Source organism: Kribbella capetownensis (assembly GCF_004331485.1).
Taxonomy (GTDB): domain Bacteria; phylum Actinomycetota; class Actinomycetes; order Propionibacteriales; family Kribbellaceae; genus Kribbella; species Kribbella capetownensis.
Genome location: NZ_SJKD01000011.1, coordinates 127,218 through 142,410, shown reverse-complemented (window position 1 = coordinate 142,410; position 15,193 = coordinate 127,218). Strand labels below are relative to the sequence as shown.

Sequence of the window (15,193 nt, the reverse complement as noted above, 5' to 3'; positions counted from 1 at the left end):
GACGGTCAGCGGACGGTACGGTCACGTGGTCAGCGTAACTCCGCCGACCCTGAGTGCGCTTCGCCGGCAAGGTACACCGCGGCTACGGCGGTCAGCGCGGAGATGTCCCGGGCCGGATCGCCCTTGACCACCAGCAGATCCGCGTCGTACCCGGGGCGGACGCGGCCTTTGCGGAGACCGAGAACCTCGGCCGCGGTCGACGTCGCCGCGGTCAGTGCGGCAACCTCGGACAGCCCCGCGAGCACGTACTCGGCGAGGGTCGCGGGGAGCAGTCCATGCGGTTTGGGCGGCGCGATCCCACCATCGGACCCTGCCACGATCCGTACGCCGCCGTCGTACAGCCGCCGCGTGGTCTGCTGCAGCCCGGCCTGGCTGATGCCGGACTTGGCCGCCATCTCCAGGACCTCCGGCGGTACGACGATCGACGGGTCCGAACCCAAGGTCGCGCAGACCGCGATCCCGGCCGCGGCGAGCCCGTCGAGCAGGTCCGCGTCGATCCGCACTCCGTCGGGGGTCAGGCAGGTGCAGTGCTCGATCCCGTCGACGCCCGCCTCCAAAGCCTGGCGTACGGCGGACAGCGCGTGCGCGTGCGCGGTGATCGGCAGGCCCAGGTCGTGCGCCTGGTTCACCGCCGCTCTCAACTCGTCGCCGGTGAACTGCGGACTCATGGTGTCGGAACCGGGCGTCATGGCGCCGCCACTGGCCATGATCTTGATGACATCGGCCCCAGCCTCGGCCCGGACCCGGACCGCTGCCTCGAGCTGTTCCACGCCTGCGGCCTCGCCGCCCAGGTACCAGCAATGCCCACCGACACTGGTGATCGGAGCACCGGCCGCGACCACGTGCGGCAGACCCGCGACCCCGCGGGCCCGCCAGGACAACACGGCGTCGTTGTGGTCGCCGAGATCGCGGACGGTGGTGACGCCGGCCGCCAGGTGGATGCGCAGCGACTGCTCGATCGTCGCCGCCAGATCCCCTTCGCTCGTCTGCGGCAGGCGATCGAGCGCCCCGGGACCACTGTCCGCGCACAGGTGCACGTGGGCGTCGATCAGCCCCGGCAGGATCGTGCCGCCCGGCACCTCCTGCACCTGCCAGTCCGAGGGAACGGTCGCAGCCACACCGGCGATCTTGCCGTCCTCCACCAGCACCACCCCCGGGCCGGAGAACCGCTCCCCGTCGAAGGTCCGGTCAGCCTTCAGCGCGATCCTGTTCATGTCGGCAGTGTCTCCGAGCCAAGGTCCAGGTGGGTCTACCTCCACCACGATCGAGGGATTCGCTCCACTGCGCTCGAAGCCCCGCGCCGAAAGCATGGATCACATGCGTAGAGTCCTCGAAGAAGTGCGGTCCTGGCATCGTCCGCTGATGGTCATGGTGCTGGCCATGGCCGGTCTCGTCCTGGTGGCCGGCGTCGGCCTGGTCGCCGACCATCGCGAGATCCTCAACGAGTCCGTGTGGCTCAAACCGTTCAAGTTCGCCATCGCGTTCGTCCTGTACGGCGCGACCCTCGCCTGGCTGGTGTCCCGGCTGCGCAAGGCGAAGCGTTTCGGCTGGTGGGTGGGTACGGCGTTCGCGGTCACCGGCGCGGTGGACGTCGGGTTCATCGCCGTCCAAGCGGCCCGCGGCACGTTCAGCCACTTCAACGACAACACCGACACCTTCAACCAGGTCGGTCAGCAGATCTTCATGTCCGGCGTCCTCGGCCTGTTCGGCGCCAGCCTGGTGATCGCCGTCATGCTGCTGTTCCAGCGGGTCGGCGACGCACCGCTGAACCGTGCGATCCGGGTCGGCCTCGGCCTGGCCGTGGCCGGGATGGGGATCGCCTTCTACCTGGTGGGCGCGAACTCCGACCGGCAGCAGGTGACCGACGCCTACGGCCACCCGGTCACGCTCGCGGGCAGCCATGGCATCGGCGTCGAGGCGGGCGGTCCCGGGATGCCGTTGACGCACTGGAGCACCGTCGGTGGCGACCTGCGCATCCCGCACTTCGTCGGGCTGCACGCGATCCACGCGCTGCTGATCGCCGTACTGATTCTGACCCTGCTGTCCCGACGGGTGGCGTGGCTGCGTCCCGAGCGGGTCCGGGCGCGCCTCGTGGGTGTGGCCGCCTTTGCCTACACGGGGTTCATGGTCACTGTGACGGTCCAGGCGTTCCGTGGTCAGTCGCTGATCCACCCCGACGTACAGACGCTGGGCATGCTGGCGGGCTTCATCGCGATCAGCCTCGCGGCCCTGGCCGCGGTGGTCGGATCGGCTCGTCGGCAGGCCGCGGCCGTGGATGGGACAGAGCGCGTGCTGGTTCAGCAGGTTTGAGAGACTCGGCCTATGACTTCGAGCAGCCGTCCTCTTGCCGTGGTGACCGGGGCTAGCAGTGGGATCGGGGCCGCGTCGGCGCGGTATCTGGCCCGGGCGGGGTTCGAGGTGGTGTGTGCGGCCCGCCGGCTGGACCGGATCGAGGCGCTGGCCAAGGAGATCGACGGGCGCGCGGTGCAGTGCGACGTCACGTCCGCCGAGGACGTGGCGTCGCTGGCCGAGGCGGTTGGTGAGCAACTGCAGGTGCTGGTGAACAACGCCGGGGGCGCGTTCGGGTTCGAGCCGGTCGCGGACGCGGACCTGGACGCCTGGCGGCAGATGTACGAGGTGAACGTGATCGGCGTCGCGGCGGTCACCAAGTCGTTGCTCCCGGCCCTTGTCGCCGGGCAGGGCACGATCATCGTGATGGGATCCACCGCCGGCCAGGTCGCCTACGAGGGCGGCGGTGGGTACGTCGCCGCGAAGCACGCGGCCAAGGCGGTCGTCGACACCCTGCGCCTGGAACTGTTCGACCAGTCGGTGCGGGTCTGCGAGATCGCCCCCGGCATGGTCCGCAGCGAGGGCTTCGCGCTGACCCGCTTCAGCGGCGACCAGGTCAAGGCCGACGCCGTGTACGCCGGAGTGGCCGAACCGCTCACCTCCGAGGACATCGCCGACATCGTCGCCTGGATCGCGACCCGTCCGTCACACGTGAACATCGACCGGATCACGGTCCGCCCGCGCGCCCAGGCCGCGCAGCACAAGGTTCACCGGGTGCAGTAGAAGCGCCGTACCTTCCTGACGTGAGCGGCCTCACGGCCGGCCTGCTTGCAATTGCAAGCACTCTGCTAGCACACTGGACGCATGGCCAGGTTGAGTGATCGCGTTGCGGGTTCGGTGGGCTCCGTCGGGGAGTACCTCGCCGAGCAGCGGCGGAACGCGCAGCTGTCGTTGCGGCAGTTGTCCGACCTGGCCGGTGTGTCGAACCCGTACCTCAGCCAGATCGAGCGCGGCCTGCGGAAACCGTCGGCCGATGTGCTCCAACAGCTCGCGAAGGCGCTGCGGATCTCCGCGGAAACGCTGTACGTGCGGGCCGGCATCCTCGATCCGGACGACGGTTCGGACGGCCGGAGCGCTTCCGGTGTGGTCGACGCGGTGCTGCTCGATCCCGTCCTGAACGAGCGGCAGAAGCGTGTCCTGCTGGACGTCTACGCGTCCTTCGTGCGCGAGAACACGCCCGACGAGCCGGCCGCGGCCAAACCGACGGCCAAGAAGTCCCCGGCAAGCAAACGCACCACCAAGTAATCGCATCCTGCTGCAAACATCCGAGGAGAAGCCCGATGGCTACCCGTACGCCTGTCACCCCGTTCTACGCGATCGCCGGCGCCGGCGACCTCGCGGTGGAGAAGTTCCGCGCGGTCAGCGAGGACGTCACCGCCCGGTTCGCCAAGCTGGACCAGAAGACTCTGCAGACCGAGCTGACCAAGGCGCAGTCCGAGGTCACCAAGCGCTTCGACGCCTTCGTGGCCGACGCGAAGACCGCCCCGGCCAAGCTGCGTGAACTGCCCGCCGTCGCCCAGGCCGGCTTCACTACCGTCCTCGGCCAGGCCGAGGAGACCTACGAGGACCTGGCCGGCCGCGGCAAGGACCTGGTCGAGCGGATCCGCAGCCAGAAGGCGACCGAGGACCTCCTCACCCAGGCCAAGACCACGGTGAGCAAGACGAAGGCGACCCGCACCACCGCGAAGAAGACCGCCCAGACCGCGACCCGCAACGTCAAGGCGACCGCGACCAGCGCCCGCAAGACCGCGAAGACGGCCTCCAAGGCCGCCACGGACGCTGCCGACAAGGTCGGCGACTGACGGTAGTTTTCCTGACCGGGTGGCCCCGATCTGCGACCGAGCAGAGGTGGGCCGCCCGGTCTTTCGGTTAGGCTCGTGTGCATGCTCCCACTCGCTACGTTCCCGAACCTCTTTCCCGGGTTCGCAGGTCCGCTCGAGATCATCTGGTGGGTGCTGCTCGGACTCAAGCTGGTCGCGCTGCTGGACGCCGCGTTCCGGCCGCGGGCGGTGTTCGTCGCCGCGGACAAGCTGACCAAACCCGGCTGGATGCTGATCCTGATCGTGTTCACGCTCAGTCAGATCTTCCAGGGCTGGCTCAGCTTCTTCGGGCTGATCGGCATCGTCGCCGCCGGTGTCTACCTGGTCGACGCCCGACCGGCCCTGCGCGCGGCCTCCGGCCGTGGCCGCGGCGGCTGGGGTATCCGGCGCCGCCGCGGACCGCGCCCGCTCTGAACGCTCTACGAGCGGTAGACGATGACCTTGTCGCCGACGTTGACCTCGTCGAACAGGACCTTGATCTTGCCCAGGTCCCGGACGTTCACGCAGCCGTGCGAGGCGCCGTTGTAGCCGCGGGCCGCGAAGTCCGAGGAGTAGTGCACCGCCTGGCCGCCACTGAAGAACATCGCGTACGGCATCTTCGAGTCGTACAGCTTGGAGACGTGGTTCCTGCTCTTCCAGCCGACCGTGAAGCTGCCCTCGCGGGTCGCCGTCTTCACCGCGCCGAACCGGACGTCCAGCTGCATCTTCACCACACCGTCGACGACGTACCGCAGCTTGCGGGTGGTCTTGTCGATGCAGAGCGCCACCCCGGTCGCGCAGCGCGCGTCCAGCTTCTTGCCGTTGACGACCGGCGCCGGCGGGAAGAGCTCGGCCTGGGTCGGCTCGTGGGTGGCCGCGGACAGCTTGTTCCAAGTGTTCTGGTCGACGTACCCGAGCTGCGGGATGCCCTTCGACTTCTGGAACTTCTTCACCGCGGACCGGGTCATGGTGCCGAAGTCGTTGTCCTGGTAGCGCTTCTCCAGCAGCTTGAGCTGGACCAGCCGGGCCTCGACCTTGCGCACCGAGGTGCCGGAGGAGCCGTTCTTGTACAGCGCCTTCGGATAGATCGGCAGCTCGCCACTCACCTCGAACGGCACCGTCTTCAGGTCCGTCGTGGCGGCCGGCGCCGCAGTTGCGCTCATTCCTAGACCAGCAAGTGCCGCAATCACGGTGCCGGCGACAACACCGGCCAGCACGTTGCGAATGATCAGCGCGCGCATCGGAAAACCCCTTTGGTAGACCCCGTCCTACCTACATAGGACGTCCTCACCGGTCTTTTGGTTGGCGGTCCAGCGTAGGTTGAGAATTGCGGATTGTGCAGCTCTTGTGAGCAAGTCGTGACCGAGCGGGGGTGTTGACCGCTGTGACAACCAGTTCGTTCGACGAGGTCGAGGTGTACGGCGTCCGGATCGCGTACCGCTCCGCGGGGAGTGGCCCGCCGGTGGTCTTCCTGCACGGCAACCCCACCTCGTCGTACCTGTGGCGCAACGTCCTCGGTCCCGTCTCCACTGTCGCGCACTGCCTGGCGCCTGATCTGGTCGGAATGGGACGCTCCGGCCCATCGACGGCTGAGCCGGCCGAGCGGTACCGATTCACCGACCACCGGCGGTACGTCGACGGGTTCTTCGAGGCGATGGGGCTGACGAGCGGCATGATCCTGGTCGGTCACGACTGGGGCGGAGTGCTTGCGACCGACTGGGGCCGCCGGCATCCGGGCGCCGTTCGCGGCATCGCCTACCTGGAGACCTTGATCGCGCCGGTGACGTGGGACGGGCCGAACGCACCGGCGCCGGAGCTGTTCCGCAGGCTCCGGAGCTCCGAGGGCGAGCAGATGGTGCTCCAAGAGAACGTCTTCGTCGAAACGGTGTTGCCGAGTGGGATCCTGCGCACCTTGCGGGACGAGGAGCTGGCGGTCTATCGCGCGCCGTACGAAGAACCGGGTGAGTCCAGACGCCCCACCTTGACCTGGGCCCGGGAGATTCCCATCGACGGTACGCCGGGTGACGTGCACGAGATCGTCGCCGCCAACGCCGCCTGGATGGCCGCATCGCCGGTCCCGAAGCTGTTCGTCAACGCAGAACCCGGTGCTTTGCTGACCGGCCCGCTGCGCGAACAGTGCCGGCGTTGGCCGAACCAGCGCGAGGTGACCGTGGCAGGCTTGCACTTCCTGCCCGAGGATTCCGCGGCAGCGATCGCCGCCGCGCTCCTCGACTGGCTGCCGACCTGTTCCGACTGACGAGGAGACGCCATGGAGATCGTCCTGAGTACGGCGGACATCACCACGATCCCGGCCGATGCGATCGTCAATGCGGCCCATCACGCGCTGCGCGGCGGGGGCGGCGTGGACGGCGCGATCCACCGCGCCGGCGGGCCGGAGATCCTCGCCGAGCTCGTCGAGCGCTACCCGAACGGGGCCGCGACCGGGGAGGCGGCTTGGACGACCGCGGGAGCCCTGCCGGCGTCGTACGTGATCCACGTGGTCGGGCCGAACTACACCGCAGGACAACGGGATCCGGCGTTGCTCGAGTCCTGTTACCGCAACGCGTTGCGGATCGCGGACGAGCTCGGGGCGAAGACGCTCAGTCTTCCCGCGGTGTCCGCGGGCATCTACGGCTGGCCGGCCCAGTCAGCGGCGGAGGTCGCCGTACGGACACTTCTCCGTACGACGACCTCCGTCAGCAAAGCCACCTTCTGCTTGGTCGAACCGCGGCTCTACACGGCCTTCCAAACGGCGCTGCAGTCTCGTCAGGCGTTGTAGACGACGACCTTGTCGCCGACCTTCACCCGGGCGAAGATCCAGGCGATCTTCTTCTTGTCGCGGATGTTCACGCAGCCGTGCGACGCGCCGTTGTACCCGCGGGCCTTGAAGTCCGCCGAGTAGTGCACGGCCTGGCCGCCGCTGAAGAACATCGAGTACGGCATCGGCGAGTGGTACAGCGACGACACGTGGTTCTTCGACTTGCGCTGGACCTTGAAGACCCCCTGCCGGGTCGGCGTCTTACGGGCGCCGAACCGTGCGTCGGTGATCTGGATCGGCTTGCCGTTGACCATGTACACCAACTTGCGGGTGCGCTTGTTGATGCACAGCACCCGGCCCTTCGTCATACACCGCTTGTCGATCCGCAACTTGCCCGGCACGAGTGCGGTCGACGACGCCGCCGCGGTCGCCTTCTGTGGCGCGACCACGGCCTGGGGCGCAACCTTCGGTGCCACTACGGCGGCCTCGGCCGTCGTGGTCGCGGTCAGTGCGCCCACCCCCACGAACGCGGCTGCCGTGACGGTGGCGCCGAGCTTACGCAGAATTCCCATGCTCCTGTTTCCTTCCCCCAAAGAGTTGCTTGCACATGACAGACGTCAGTCCCCCACGTCCGGTTGGTAACGATCCGGATCTTCTTCCCCCACGGACCGACCGAGGAATGGTGTATCACACCGGTGTAGTTCGCCCAACGGGTCCCACCGCCCGTTGCCATTTCGTTTTCTTGCCCGCGGACATGCGGCACTCACCAACCTCCCGCCGGGCGTGGAAACCAGTGCAAGCTGAGCGTGGCGAACGCGGTCGCCAGGAGGTCGGTGAGTGGCACAGGTCCGCCGCAACCTCCGGCGAGCAGGCCGGGAAGGATCAGCTCTTGTTCTTGCGTCCCAGCTTCGACCGCTCGACCTGCGTGAGCGCGACCTTCCGCATCCGGATCGCGTCGGGTGTGACCTCGACGCACTCGTCCTCGCGGCAGAACTCCAGCGACTGCTCGAGTGACAGCTTGCGCGCCGGGACGAGCTTCTCGAACTCGTCCGCGGTCGACGACCGGACGTTGGTCATCTTCTTTTCCTTGGTGATGTTCACGTCCATGTCGTCCGAGCGCGAGTTCTCGCCGACGATCATGCCTTCGTACACCTCGGTGGTCGGCTCCACGAACATGGTGCCGCGCTCCTGCAGGTTGATCATCGCGTACGACGTCGCAGCGCCGGACCGGTCCGACACCAGCGAGCCCGACGGCCGCGTGCGCAGCTCGCCGAACCACGGCTCGTACCCCTCGAACACGTGGTGGGCGATACCGGTACCGCGGGTGTCGGTCAGGAACTCGGTCCGGAACCCGATCAATCCGCGAGCCGGGACCAGGAACTCCATCCGGACCCAACCGGTGCCGTGGTTGGTCATCTGCTCCATCCGGCCCTTGCGGACCGCAAGGAGTTGGGTGACCGTGCCGAGGTACTCCTCCGGGCAGTCGATCGTCAGCCGCTCGACCGGCTCGTGCCGCTTGCCGTCGATCTCGCGGGTGACGACCTGCGGCTTGCCGACGGTCAGCTCGTAGCCTTCGCGGCGCATCTGCTCGACCAGGATGGCCAGCGCCAGCTCACCGCGGCCCTGCACCTCCCAGGCGTCCGGACGCTCGGTCGGGAGGACCTTCAGCGACACGTTGCCGACCAGTTCGCGGTCGAGCCGGTCCTTGACCAGCCGCGCGGTCACCTTGGTGCCCTTGACCCGGCCGGCCAGCGGCGAGGTGTTGGTGCCGATGGTCATCGAGATGGCCGGCTCGTCGACGGTGATCAACGGGAGCGGCTTGGGGTTGTCCGGGTCGGTCAGGGTGTCGCCGATCATGATCTCCGGGATGCCCGCGATCGCGACGATGTCGCCCGGACCGGCCGAGTCGCCGGGCACCCGCTCGAGCGCCTCGGTGACCAGCAGTTCGGTGATCTTGACCCGCTGGGTCGAGCCGTCGTGGCGGCACCAGGCGACCTGGGCGCCCTTCTTCAGCGTGCCTTCGTGCACCCGGACCAGCGCGAGCCGGCCGAGGAACGGCGAGGCGTCCAGGTTGGTGACGTGCGCCTGCAGCGGCGCTCCCTCGGTGTACTCCGGGGCCGGCACGTTGGCCAGGATCGTCTCGAACAGCGGCTCGAGGTCCTCCGAATCCGGCATGCCACCGTCGGCGGGCTGGGTCAGCGAGGCCCGTCCGGCCCGCGCGGAGGCGTAGACGACGGGGAAGTCGAGCGCGCTCTGGTCCGCGTCGTGGTCGAGCAGGTCGAGGAACAGTTCGTACGTCTCGTCGACGACCTCGGCGATCCGGGCGTCCGGGCGGTCCACCTTGTTGACCACCAGGATCACCGGCATCTGCCGGGCCAGCGCCTTGCGCAGCACGAACCGGGTCTGCGGCAGCGGGCCCTCCGAGGCGTCCACCAGCAGCACGATCGCGTCCACCATCGACAGGCCACGCTCGACCTCGCCACCGAAGTCGGCGTGGCCGGGGGTGTCGATGATGTTCAGCGTCATCTGCTCGCCGTTGGCCATCTTGTGCCGGACGGCGGTGTTCTTGGCCAGGATCGTGATGCCCTTCTCACGCTCCAGGTCGCCGGAGTCCATCGCCCGCTCGTCCACGTGCTGGTGAGCGCCGAAGGCGCCGGACTGCCACAGCATCGCGTCGACCAGGGTGGTCTTGCCGTGGTCGACGTGGGCCACGATCGCGACGTTGCGCAGGTCGTTACGGACAGGCATGGGGAAGCGCTCCAAGCAATGGGGACTGGGTGTCAGGCGGCGGCTACGGCGTGTTGTGTCGCACGAGATGGCCACTCGACGCAGGGCGCAGCCCCTTCATCTTACCGGTGACGGCACGTGTCCACGAAACGGGACGACCTTTGACATTTGTTGACTGGACGTCCAGTCTATAAACGGCGCCTGGGGAGGGGCCTGAAAAAAGAACGGGGGGTCCGAACCCGGGAGCGCCGAGCACTCGATGGGAGGGTGACTCGGCCTCCGGGGTAACGACCAGCAGGGAAGGAACTGTGCCGCGCTCGGCCACCGTGAATCAGGAGCTGCGAGAGCGCTCCCGGGAGCGCATCCTGGCCGCCGCTCTGGAGGTCTTCGCCGCCAAGGGCTACGAGGCCGCATCGATCTCCGAGATCACCGAGGCAGCCGGGGTGTCCCGTGGCCTGGTTTCGTACTACTTCGCCGCCAAGGAAGAGCTGGCTGCCGAGCTGCTGGACCGGTGGCTGGACGGCATCGCCGGGATCCTGACGATCCAGGGCAGCCCGGACGAGCGCCTGGCCGGCATCATCGACGGCGCGCTGATGGCGGCCGCCACCACGCTCCCGATCCAGCGGCTCGCGATCACCCTGATGATGCAGCCCACCACCCACGACGTCTTCGCCCGCGTCGAGGCCGACAAGTCGGTCCGCGTCAGCCAGGTCGAGGACGCGATCCGGTCGGTCTTCGCCGCCCGCGGCGCCGCCGACCCGGCCGTCGAGGAGATGTTGCTTAGAGCAACTTTGGAGGGTGTCACGGTGAAGCTCGCGATCTACCGCGAGACCTTTCCGGTGGAAGACATCCGACGCCGTCTGTACGCCGGTTACAACCTGCCCACACCGGCCGCGCCACTTCCGATCAGCTCACCCCAGGTGGACCGCCTCCGCGCTAAATGACCGGCGGTGTCCAGTCGAGGTGCCGCGTACCGCCGCGCGCAGCGAGACCGGCCGGAGTGAGCCGCAGCATCGCGTTCCGCACCCTCTGCCCGAGTCCAGGACCAAGGTGGGCGCCCACCCGCGCCATCTGTGCGGACCGGCTGACGAGTCCCTGCGTACGGCGATACCGCTGCGCCTCGTAGTCACGAAGAGCACCGGCAAGATCCTCGTCGGGACGGAACACCGCTCCCACAGTCACGCCATCTTCCAGCGCCGAGTTCGCCCCTTGCCCGAGGGTCGGAAGCATGGGATGGGCCGCATCGCCGATCAGAACGACACGACCAACGGCGTACTGCGGTAGCTGCTTCCCGAGCTGCCACACGTCGTGCCGGATCAACTCGTCCGGCCCGGCCCGTTCGGTCAACGCCCGTACGTCGGAAGCCCACGAGGCGAAGTACTCCCGGACCGCCCGCACCTCGTCAGGAAACTTGTGTCCCGCGGGCAGTCGGACGTACCCGTACCAATACACCTGCTCCGCACTGATCCGCAGGGCGCCGAACTCGGCGTGCGGCCCCCACACCATCGCGAAACGGTCGTCGACCGTCGCGGTGTCCGCAACGACGGCCCGCCAACTCGAGTAACCGCCGTAGGCCAACTGATGTCCAGGGAAGACCACACCACGGACGACGCTACGGATGCCATCGGCAGCGACCACCAGGTCTGCACGAGCGCTGTGCGAGCCGTCGGCCGAATCCCAACTCACCCGCGCCGCTTCACCATCAGGACTCCCTGGTACGACGGACGTGACGCGAGCCCCGGTGACGAGCTCGGCTCCCACGGCGGACTCGGCGAGCGCACCATGAAGCCGCTGCCGATGGATCCCGATCATCCGGCTGAGCCCGTTCCCATCAGGTGCCCTGAGCAACCATTCTCCGTCGGACCGGCGTGACCCGGCCGGACGTACGGCGTACCCGTCCCGCCGGACCCGGTCGCCGGCACCGATCGCGTCGAGGGCGCGGGCCCCGTTCACGGTGATGGCCAGGCCGGCGCCGACCTCACCCAGCTCGGGTGCACTCTCCAGCACCTGCACGCGCCAGCCCGTCCGGATCAACGCGGCCGCCGTGGTCAGGCCGGCGATCCCGCCGCCGACCACGATCGCCTTCTGCTCGGTCATGCCGTCGACGATAAGAGTCCGGCGGACGCCGTGCGTACGACAGACGGCGTATCTGTGAAGCCCTCCACCGGCGGATGCCCGGAGCGCCTCGCCCGGCCAGAGTGGTGTGGCATGACCATCACACGAAGAACGTTCCTGGCCGGCTCGGCGGTAGGTGTGGCGGCCGCGACCGGACTGGCGCCGGCACAGGCTTCCGGCGACCCGATCACGAGCTGGATCGCCCGCAACGCCATGCCATTGGGAGATCTGGACCACCTGCGCCGGTCCATCGGTGGCGCACAGATCGTGGGGCTCGGGGAGGCCGTGCACGCGACGGCCGAGCTCACCCACCTGAAGCTGCGGGTGGTCCGCTACCTCGTGGAGCGGCTCGGCTTCCGGGCGATCGCGTTCGAGGACGACTGGTCGCTGGGCACGCAGCTCAACGAGTACGTGCTGACCGGACGCGGCGACCTCAACGCACTCGTCGGCCAACTGAGCACCGAGAGCCGGACCCACGAGATCGCCGAGCTGTTCGCCTATCTGCGCTCGTACAACGCCACGCACCGGGACAAGGTGCGGTTCGCCGGCGCCGAGTACTTCGCCACCCGCCAACTCGCGTACGACGCCATCGACGACTACGCCGCCCGCCGCGCCCCGCACCGGCTGGCCGAACTGCGCCGCAGCCTGAAGCCGATCCGGCCGCATCTCGAGGACATCGGTGCGTACGTCCAGTGGTATTGGAAGGAGGTCAAGGACAAGGCGCCGTACGTCGCCAAAGCGCAAGCGGTGCACACGCTCGTCCAGAAGCTGCCGCATCGGCCGAACGACCGGGACTATGCGATCACCGAGCACCACGCCCGGCAGATTCTCTCGTTCTACACAGCGTTCAGCCTGCCGGAGGCCGAGATCTGGAGCTATCGCGACGCCCGGGCAGCGGAGAACGTGCGCTGGTGGCACGGCTTCACCCGGAACAAGGTCATCTACTGGGCCGCGAACGCGCACACGGCCAACGCCCCTGGCCTACGCGTCACCGTCCCACCGGACCCGGAAGTCGTCTTCCGCAACGCCGGTTCGTACCTTCGCGACTGGTACGGCAACCGCTACCGCTCCGTCGGCTGCACCGTCGACCACGGCACGACACTCGGCCCGATCACTCTGCCGCCGGCACCGTCCGACTGGTTCGAGCATCAACTCACGGCCGCCAGAGACGGGCAGTTCGTCCTCGATCTGCACAGCCGTCCGCAACCGGACGCGGTCCGCGCCTGGCTGCACGGCACCGCCAAGACGCGCGGCTTCCCGGAGTACGGCGCGGAGTCCTACATGACGGGCAACAGCCTGTCCGACTGGTTCGACGTCGTGATCCACACGCCGGAGGTGACCCCGACGCACCCGCTGATCAGCTGAACGCCGGAAGGTGTGGCTGTACGGCGCCGACGTCGACGCCGCCGCCGTACAGCGGGAAGCGGAGCTGGCCCTCGACAACGTCGTCGGTGAAACCGAGACGCTGGAGGACGGCGGCCATCACGACCTTGCGGGGCCGGGCGGCGCCGTCCTCGATCTTGAGGGCGATGCCGCGGCCGTCGGCCAGACCGACGGCGTACACGCCCTCCGCTCCGGCCTTGCAGAACAGGCCGTCGACGCCGCGCATCAACTCGGCCTCGTCCCGCGTGGTCCCGCTGGCGTACTCCGGGTAGGACCGGTAGGCGTCCTTAACCCGCGCCTCGAGCGTGCCCGGGGCCGCAGCGGCGAAGTGGCCGAAGGACCGGGCCAGGCCGGCGAGACTGAGAGCGAAGATCGGCGCGCCGCAGCCGTCGACCGCGACGTACGAGGCGTTCTCCCCCGCCGAGTCCTCGATCGCAGTCCGGATCACCTTCTGCAGTGGGTGATCCGGGGCACGGTAGTCGTCGAACGACCACCCGTTGACGTAGCAGGTCAGGAGCATCGCGGCGTGCTTGCCCGAGCAGTTCATCGTGATCCGCTCCGGGCCGTGTCCCGCGCGTACCCACGCGTCCCGGGCCGCGTCGGCCAGCGGGTAGGCCTCTGGGGTCCGCAGGGAGGTCTCGTCCGTGCCGGCCATCGCGAGGATCTCGCGGACGCCGTCGACGTGGATCTGCTCGCCCGAGTGGGAGGCGCCGGCCAGCGCCAGCAGCTTGCCGTCGAGGGTGAGTCCGTTGCGGAGCATGCCGAGCGCCTGCATCGGCTTGTTCGACGACCGCGGGAACATCGGCTGGTCCACCACGCCGGCCGCCCACGCGACAGAGCCGTCGGGGTCCGTCACCACGACGGAGCCATGGTGGTGGCCCTCCACGAAGCCGCTGCGGACGACGTCGGCCAGGATCACAGGTTCGGTCACGGCTGAAACAGTACAGGTGCAAAAAGCAGTGTTGCGAATGATCCGGCTCACAGCCGCGAGCGCACGTGCAGCCCCACCTCGGGGTCGACCAGGACCTCCTGGGTCGCGGTCACGGTCGGCTGTTCCTCGGCGACGACCTCGATCACGGCGTCGGGGTCCACGTTCCGCTTCACCAGCGCCAGCGCGATCGGACCCAGCTCGTGATGCCGCGCCGCGGATCCGATGAACCCGACCTGCTTGTCCCCCACACGTACGGCGTACCCGTGCGCGGGCAGGTGGTCGACCGAACCGTCCAGGTGCAGCCGCACCAGCCGGCGTGGCGGACGGCCGAGGTTGTTCACCCGGGCGACCGTCTCCTGGCCGCGGTAGCAGCCCTTGTCCAGATGTACGCCGACGCCGAGCCAGCCCAGCTCGTTCGGGATCGCGCGCTCGTCCATGTCCAGGCCGAACCGTGGGTTGCCGGCCTCGATCCGCAGCGCCTCGTATGCCCAGACTCCGGCCGCCGGACCTTCCAGATCCGCCAGCTCGGCGCGCGGCAGGAACACCTCGTGCCCGCCGAGCGAGTCCGCACCACTGCGGGTCAGTGGACCGTCCGCGGGAGCCTGTCCGGGCCGCCAGACGATCGCGTAGTCGTCGGTCACGTCCGCGATCTCCACCCGGGACATGAACACCATCTTCTGCAGCCACTCGACCAGGTCCGCGGCCGCGCCGGGCTCGGTGTGCAGCCAGAACGTCTCGCCGTCGTCGACGCCGTACATCACGTGCTCGACATGACCCGTCGGCGACAGCAGCAGCGCGGTTGTCGACGTACCGGGTGTAAGCCCCTCGAAGTACTGCGTCGTCAGCGCGTGCAGCCACGTCAGCCGGTCCGGTCCGGAGATCGTGACGACCTCACGGTGGGACAGGTCGACGAACGCCTTCCCCGCGACCAGGGCGCGTTGCTCCCGCAGATCCGAGCCGTAGTGGGCCGCGACCCCGGCGTCGAGTCCGTCGGCCTCGACCGCGCCGGGGCGGTCGAGCAGGGGGCTACGCATCCGTGACATGTCACCAGAGTACGTCGGCCGGCGTACGGCGAACGCCTCCCGTCGTGGGATGTGGACAACCCCGCCCGGCGGCAGGGTGGAGGTATCG

At 68.7% G+C, this 15,193-nt stretch carries 16 protein-coding genes; 9 read left to right on the top strand and 7 right to left on the bottom strand.

Annotated elements, in window-relative coordinates:
- Positions 1 to 29 precede the first annotated feature (29 nt).
- On the bottom strand, positions 30 to 1,214 hold the full coding sequence (locus E0H75_RS37210) for an amidohydrolase family protein (RefSeq protein WP_131518417.1): 1,185 nt from the start codon (positions 1,212 to 1,214) through the stop codon (positions 30 to 32).
- A gap of 103 nt (positions 1,215 to 1,317) precedes the next feature.
- Here E0H75_RS37210 and E0H75_RS37205 point away from each other — a divergent pair, with 103 nt between their 5' ends.
- The 5 genes from E0H75_RS37205 (at position 1,318) to E0H75_RS37185 (ending at position 4,583) form a co-directional block, all read left to right on the top strand.
- Positions 1,318 to 2,310 carry a hypothetical protein gene (locus E0H75_RS37205; protein ID WP_202873367.1) on the top strand — a complete coding sequence of 331 codons (993 nt, stop codon included), beginning with the start codon at positions 1,318 to 1,320 and terminating at the stop codon, positions 2,308 to 2,310.
- 12 nt (positions 2,311 to 2,322) lie between these two features.
- Positions 2,323 to 3,072: an SDR family NAD(P)-dependent oxidoreductase gene (locus tag E0H75_RS37200; protein WP_131518415.1), complete on the top strand. Its 750-nt coding sequence runs from the start codon at positions 2,323 to 2,325 to the stop codon at positions 3,070 to 3,072.
- An 81-nt stretch (positions 3,073 to 3,153) separates the two neighbouring features.
- Positions 3,154 to 3,594 (top strand): helix-turn-helix domain-containing protein, encoded by a 441-nt coding sequence (locus E0H75_RS37195; protein ID WP_131518414.1) that lies wholly within the window; start codon positions 3,154 to 3,156, stop codon positions 3,592 to 3,594.
- Positions 3,595 to 3,629: 35 nt separating this feature from the next.
- The gene (locus tag E0H75_RS37190; protein WP_131518413.1) at positions 3,630 to 4,151 is read left to right on the top strand and encodes a hypothetical protein; all 522 of its coding nucleotides are present in this window, start codon (positions 3,630 to 3,632) and stop codon (positions 4,149 to 4,151) included.
- A gap of 81 nt (positions 4,152 to 4,232) precedes the next feature.
- Positions 4,233 to 4,583: a DUF2516 family protein gene (locus E0H75_RS37185; protein WP_131353121.1), complete on the top strand. Its 351-nt coding sequence runs from the start codon at positions 4,233 to 4,235 to the stop codon at positions 4,581 to 4,583.
- Between the two features lie 5 nt (positions 4,584 to 4,588).
- Here E0H75_RS37185 and E0H75_RS37180 read toward each other — a convergent pair whose 3' ends face one another.
- Entirely contained in the window at positions 4,589 to 5,389 is an 801-nt protein-coding gene (locus tag E0H75_RS37180) for a L,D-transpeptidase family protein (RefSeq protein WP_131518412.1), read from the bottom strand.
- Between the two features lie 143 nt (positions 5,390 to 5,532).
- Here E0H75_RS37180 and E0H75_RS37175 point away from each other — a divergent pair, with 143 nt between their 5' ends.
- Positions 5,533 to 6,405 carry a haloalkane dehalogenase gene (locus tag E0H75_RS37175; protein WP_131518411.1) on the top strand — a complete coding sequence of 291 codons (873 nt, stop codon included), beginning with the start codon at positions 5,533 to 5,535 and terminating at the stop codon, positions 6,403 to 6,405.
- A gap of 12 nt (positions 6,406 to 6,417) precedes the next feature.
- The gene (locus E0H75_RS37170) at positions 6,418 to 6,927 is read left to right on the top strand and encodes a macro domain-containing protein (protein WP_131518410.1); all 510 of its coding nucleotides are present in this window, start codon (positions 6,418 to 6,420) and stop codon (positions 6,925 to 6,927) included.
- Here the strand turns inward: E0H75_RS37170 and E0H75_RS37165 are convergent.
- Both E0H75_RS37165 and typA read right to left on the bottom strand, forming a co-directional pair.
- Entirely contained in the window at positions 6,915 to 7,478 is a 564-nt protein-coding gene (locus E0H75_RS37165) for a L,D-transpeptidase (RefSeq protein ID WP_131518409.1), read from the bottom strand. The genes E0H75_RS37170 and E0H75_RS37165 overlap by 13 nt on opposite strands.
- Before the next feature lie 310 nt (positions 7,479 to 7,788).
- Positions 7,789 to 9,654 (bottom strand): translational GTPase TypA, encoded by a 1,866-nt coding sequence (gene typA / locus E0H75_RS37160; RefSeq protein WP_131518408.1) that lies wholly within the window; start codon positions 9,652 to 9,654, stop codon positions 7,789 to 7,791.
- Between the two features lie 287 nt (positions 9,655 to 9,941).
- Here typA and E0H75_RS37155 point away from each other — a divergent pair, with 287 nt between their 5' ends.
- Positions 9,942 to 10,577 (top strand): TetR/AcrR family transcriptional regulator, encoded by a 636-nt coding sequence (locus E0H75_RS37155; RefSeq protein ID WP_131518407.1) that lies wholly within the window; start codon positions 9,942 to 9,944, stop codon positions 10,575 to 10,577.
- Here the strand turns inward: E0H75_RS37155 and E0H75_RS37150 are convergent.
- Entirely contained in the window at positions 10,570 to 11,730 is a 1,161-nt protein-coding gene (locus E0H75_RS37150; protein ID WP_131518406.1) for an FAD-dependent monooxygenase, read from the bottom strand. The two genes, E0H75_RS37155 and E0H75_RS37150, sit on opposite strands and share 8 nt — an antisense overlap.
- 111 nt (positions 11,731 to 11,841) lie before the next feature.
- Here E0H75_RS37150 and E0H75_RS37145 point away from each other — a divergent pair, with 111 nt between their 5' ends.
- Positions 11,842 to 13,113: an erythromycin esterase family protein gene (locus E0H75_RS37145; RefSeq protein WP_131518405.1), complete on the top strand. Its 1,272-nt coding sequence runs from the start codon at positions 11,842 to 11,844 to the stop codon at positions 13,111 to 13,113.
- Here the strand turns inward: E0H75_RS37145 and E0H75_RS37140 are convergent.
- Complete coding sequence (locus tag E0H75_RS37140; RefSeq protein ID WP_131518404.1) at positions 13,106 to 14,062, bottom strand: asparaginase; 957 nt, start codon at positions 14,060 to 14,062, stop codon at positions 13,106 to 13,108. The genes E0H75_RS37145 and E0H75_RS37140 overlap by 8 nt on opposite strands.
- Positions 14,063 to 14,109: 47 nt before the next feature.
- Positions 14,110 to 15,105, bottom strand: coding sequence for a CAF17-like 4Fe-4S cluster assembly/insertion protein YgfZ (ygfZ, locus tag E0H75_RS37135; protein ID WP_131518403.1), 996 nt, complete (start codon positions 15,103 to 15,105; stop codon positions 14,110 to 14,112).
- Positions 15,106 to 15,193: the final 88 nt, after the last annotated feature.

Bases quoted from the DNA above. Each gene is read 5' to 3' on its own strand.
- E0H75_RS37190 (WP_131518413.1), top strand. From the start codon at position 3,630: ATGGCTACCCGTACGCCTGTCACCCCGTTCTACGCGATCGCCGGCGCC.
- E0H75_RS37170 (WP_131518410.1), top strand. From the start codon at position 6,418: ATGGAGATCGTCCTGAGTACGGCGGACATCACCACGATCCCGGCCGAT.
- E0H75_RS37150 (WP_131518406.1), bottom strand. From the start codon at position 11,730: ATGACCGAGCAGAAGGCGATCGTGGTCGGCGGCGGGATCGCCGGCCTG.
- E0H75_RS37180 (WP_131518412.1), bottom strand. From the start codon at position 5,389: ATGCGCGCGCTGATCATTCGCAACGTGCTGGCCGGTGTTGTCGCCGGC.
- E0H75_RS37200 (WP_131518415.1), top strand. From the start codon at position 2,323: ATGACTTCGAGCAGCCGTCCTCTTGCCGTGGTGACCGGGGCTAGCAGT.
- ygfZ (WP_131518403.1), bottom strand. From the start codon at position 15,105: ATGTCACGGATGCGTAGCCCCCTGCTCGACCGCCCCGGCGCGGTCGAG.
- E0H75_RS37185 (WP_131353121.1), top strand. From the start codon at position 4,233: ATGCTCCCACTCGCTACGTTCCCGAACCTCTTTCCCGGGTTCGCAGGT.
- E0H75_RS37165 (WP_131518409.1), bottom strand. From the start codon at position 7,478: ATGGGAATTCTGCGTAAGCTCGGCGCCACCGTCACGGCAGCCGCGTTC.
- E0H75_RS37205 (WP_202873367.1), top strand. From the start codon at position 1,318: ATGCGTAGAGTCCTCGAAGAAGTGCGGTCCTGGCATCGTCCGCTGATG.
- typA (WP_131518408.1), bottom strand. From the start codon at position 9,654: ATGCCTGTCCGTAACGACCTGCGCAACGTCGCGATCGTGGCCCACGTC.
- E0H75_RS37145 (WP_131518405.1), top strand. From the start codon at position 11,842: ATGACCATCACACGAAGAACGTTCCTGGCCGGCTCGGCGGTAGGTGTG.
- E0H75_RS37195 (WP_131518414.1), top strand. From the start codon at position 3,154: ATGGCCAGGTTGAGTGATCGCGTTGCGGGTTCGGTGGGCTCCGTCGGG.
- E0H75_RS37210 (WP_131518417.1), bottom strand. From the start codon at position 1,214: ATGAACAGGATCGCGCTGAAGGCTGACCGGACCTTCGACGGGGAGCGG.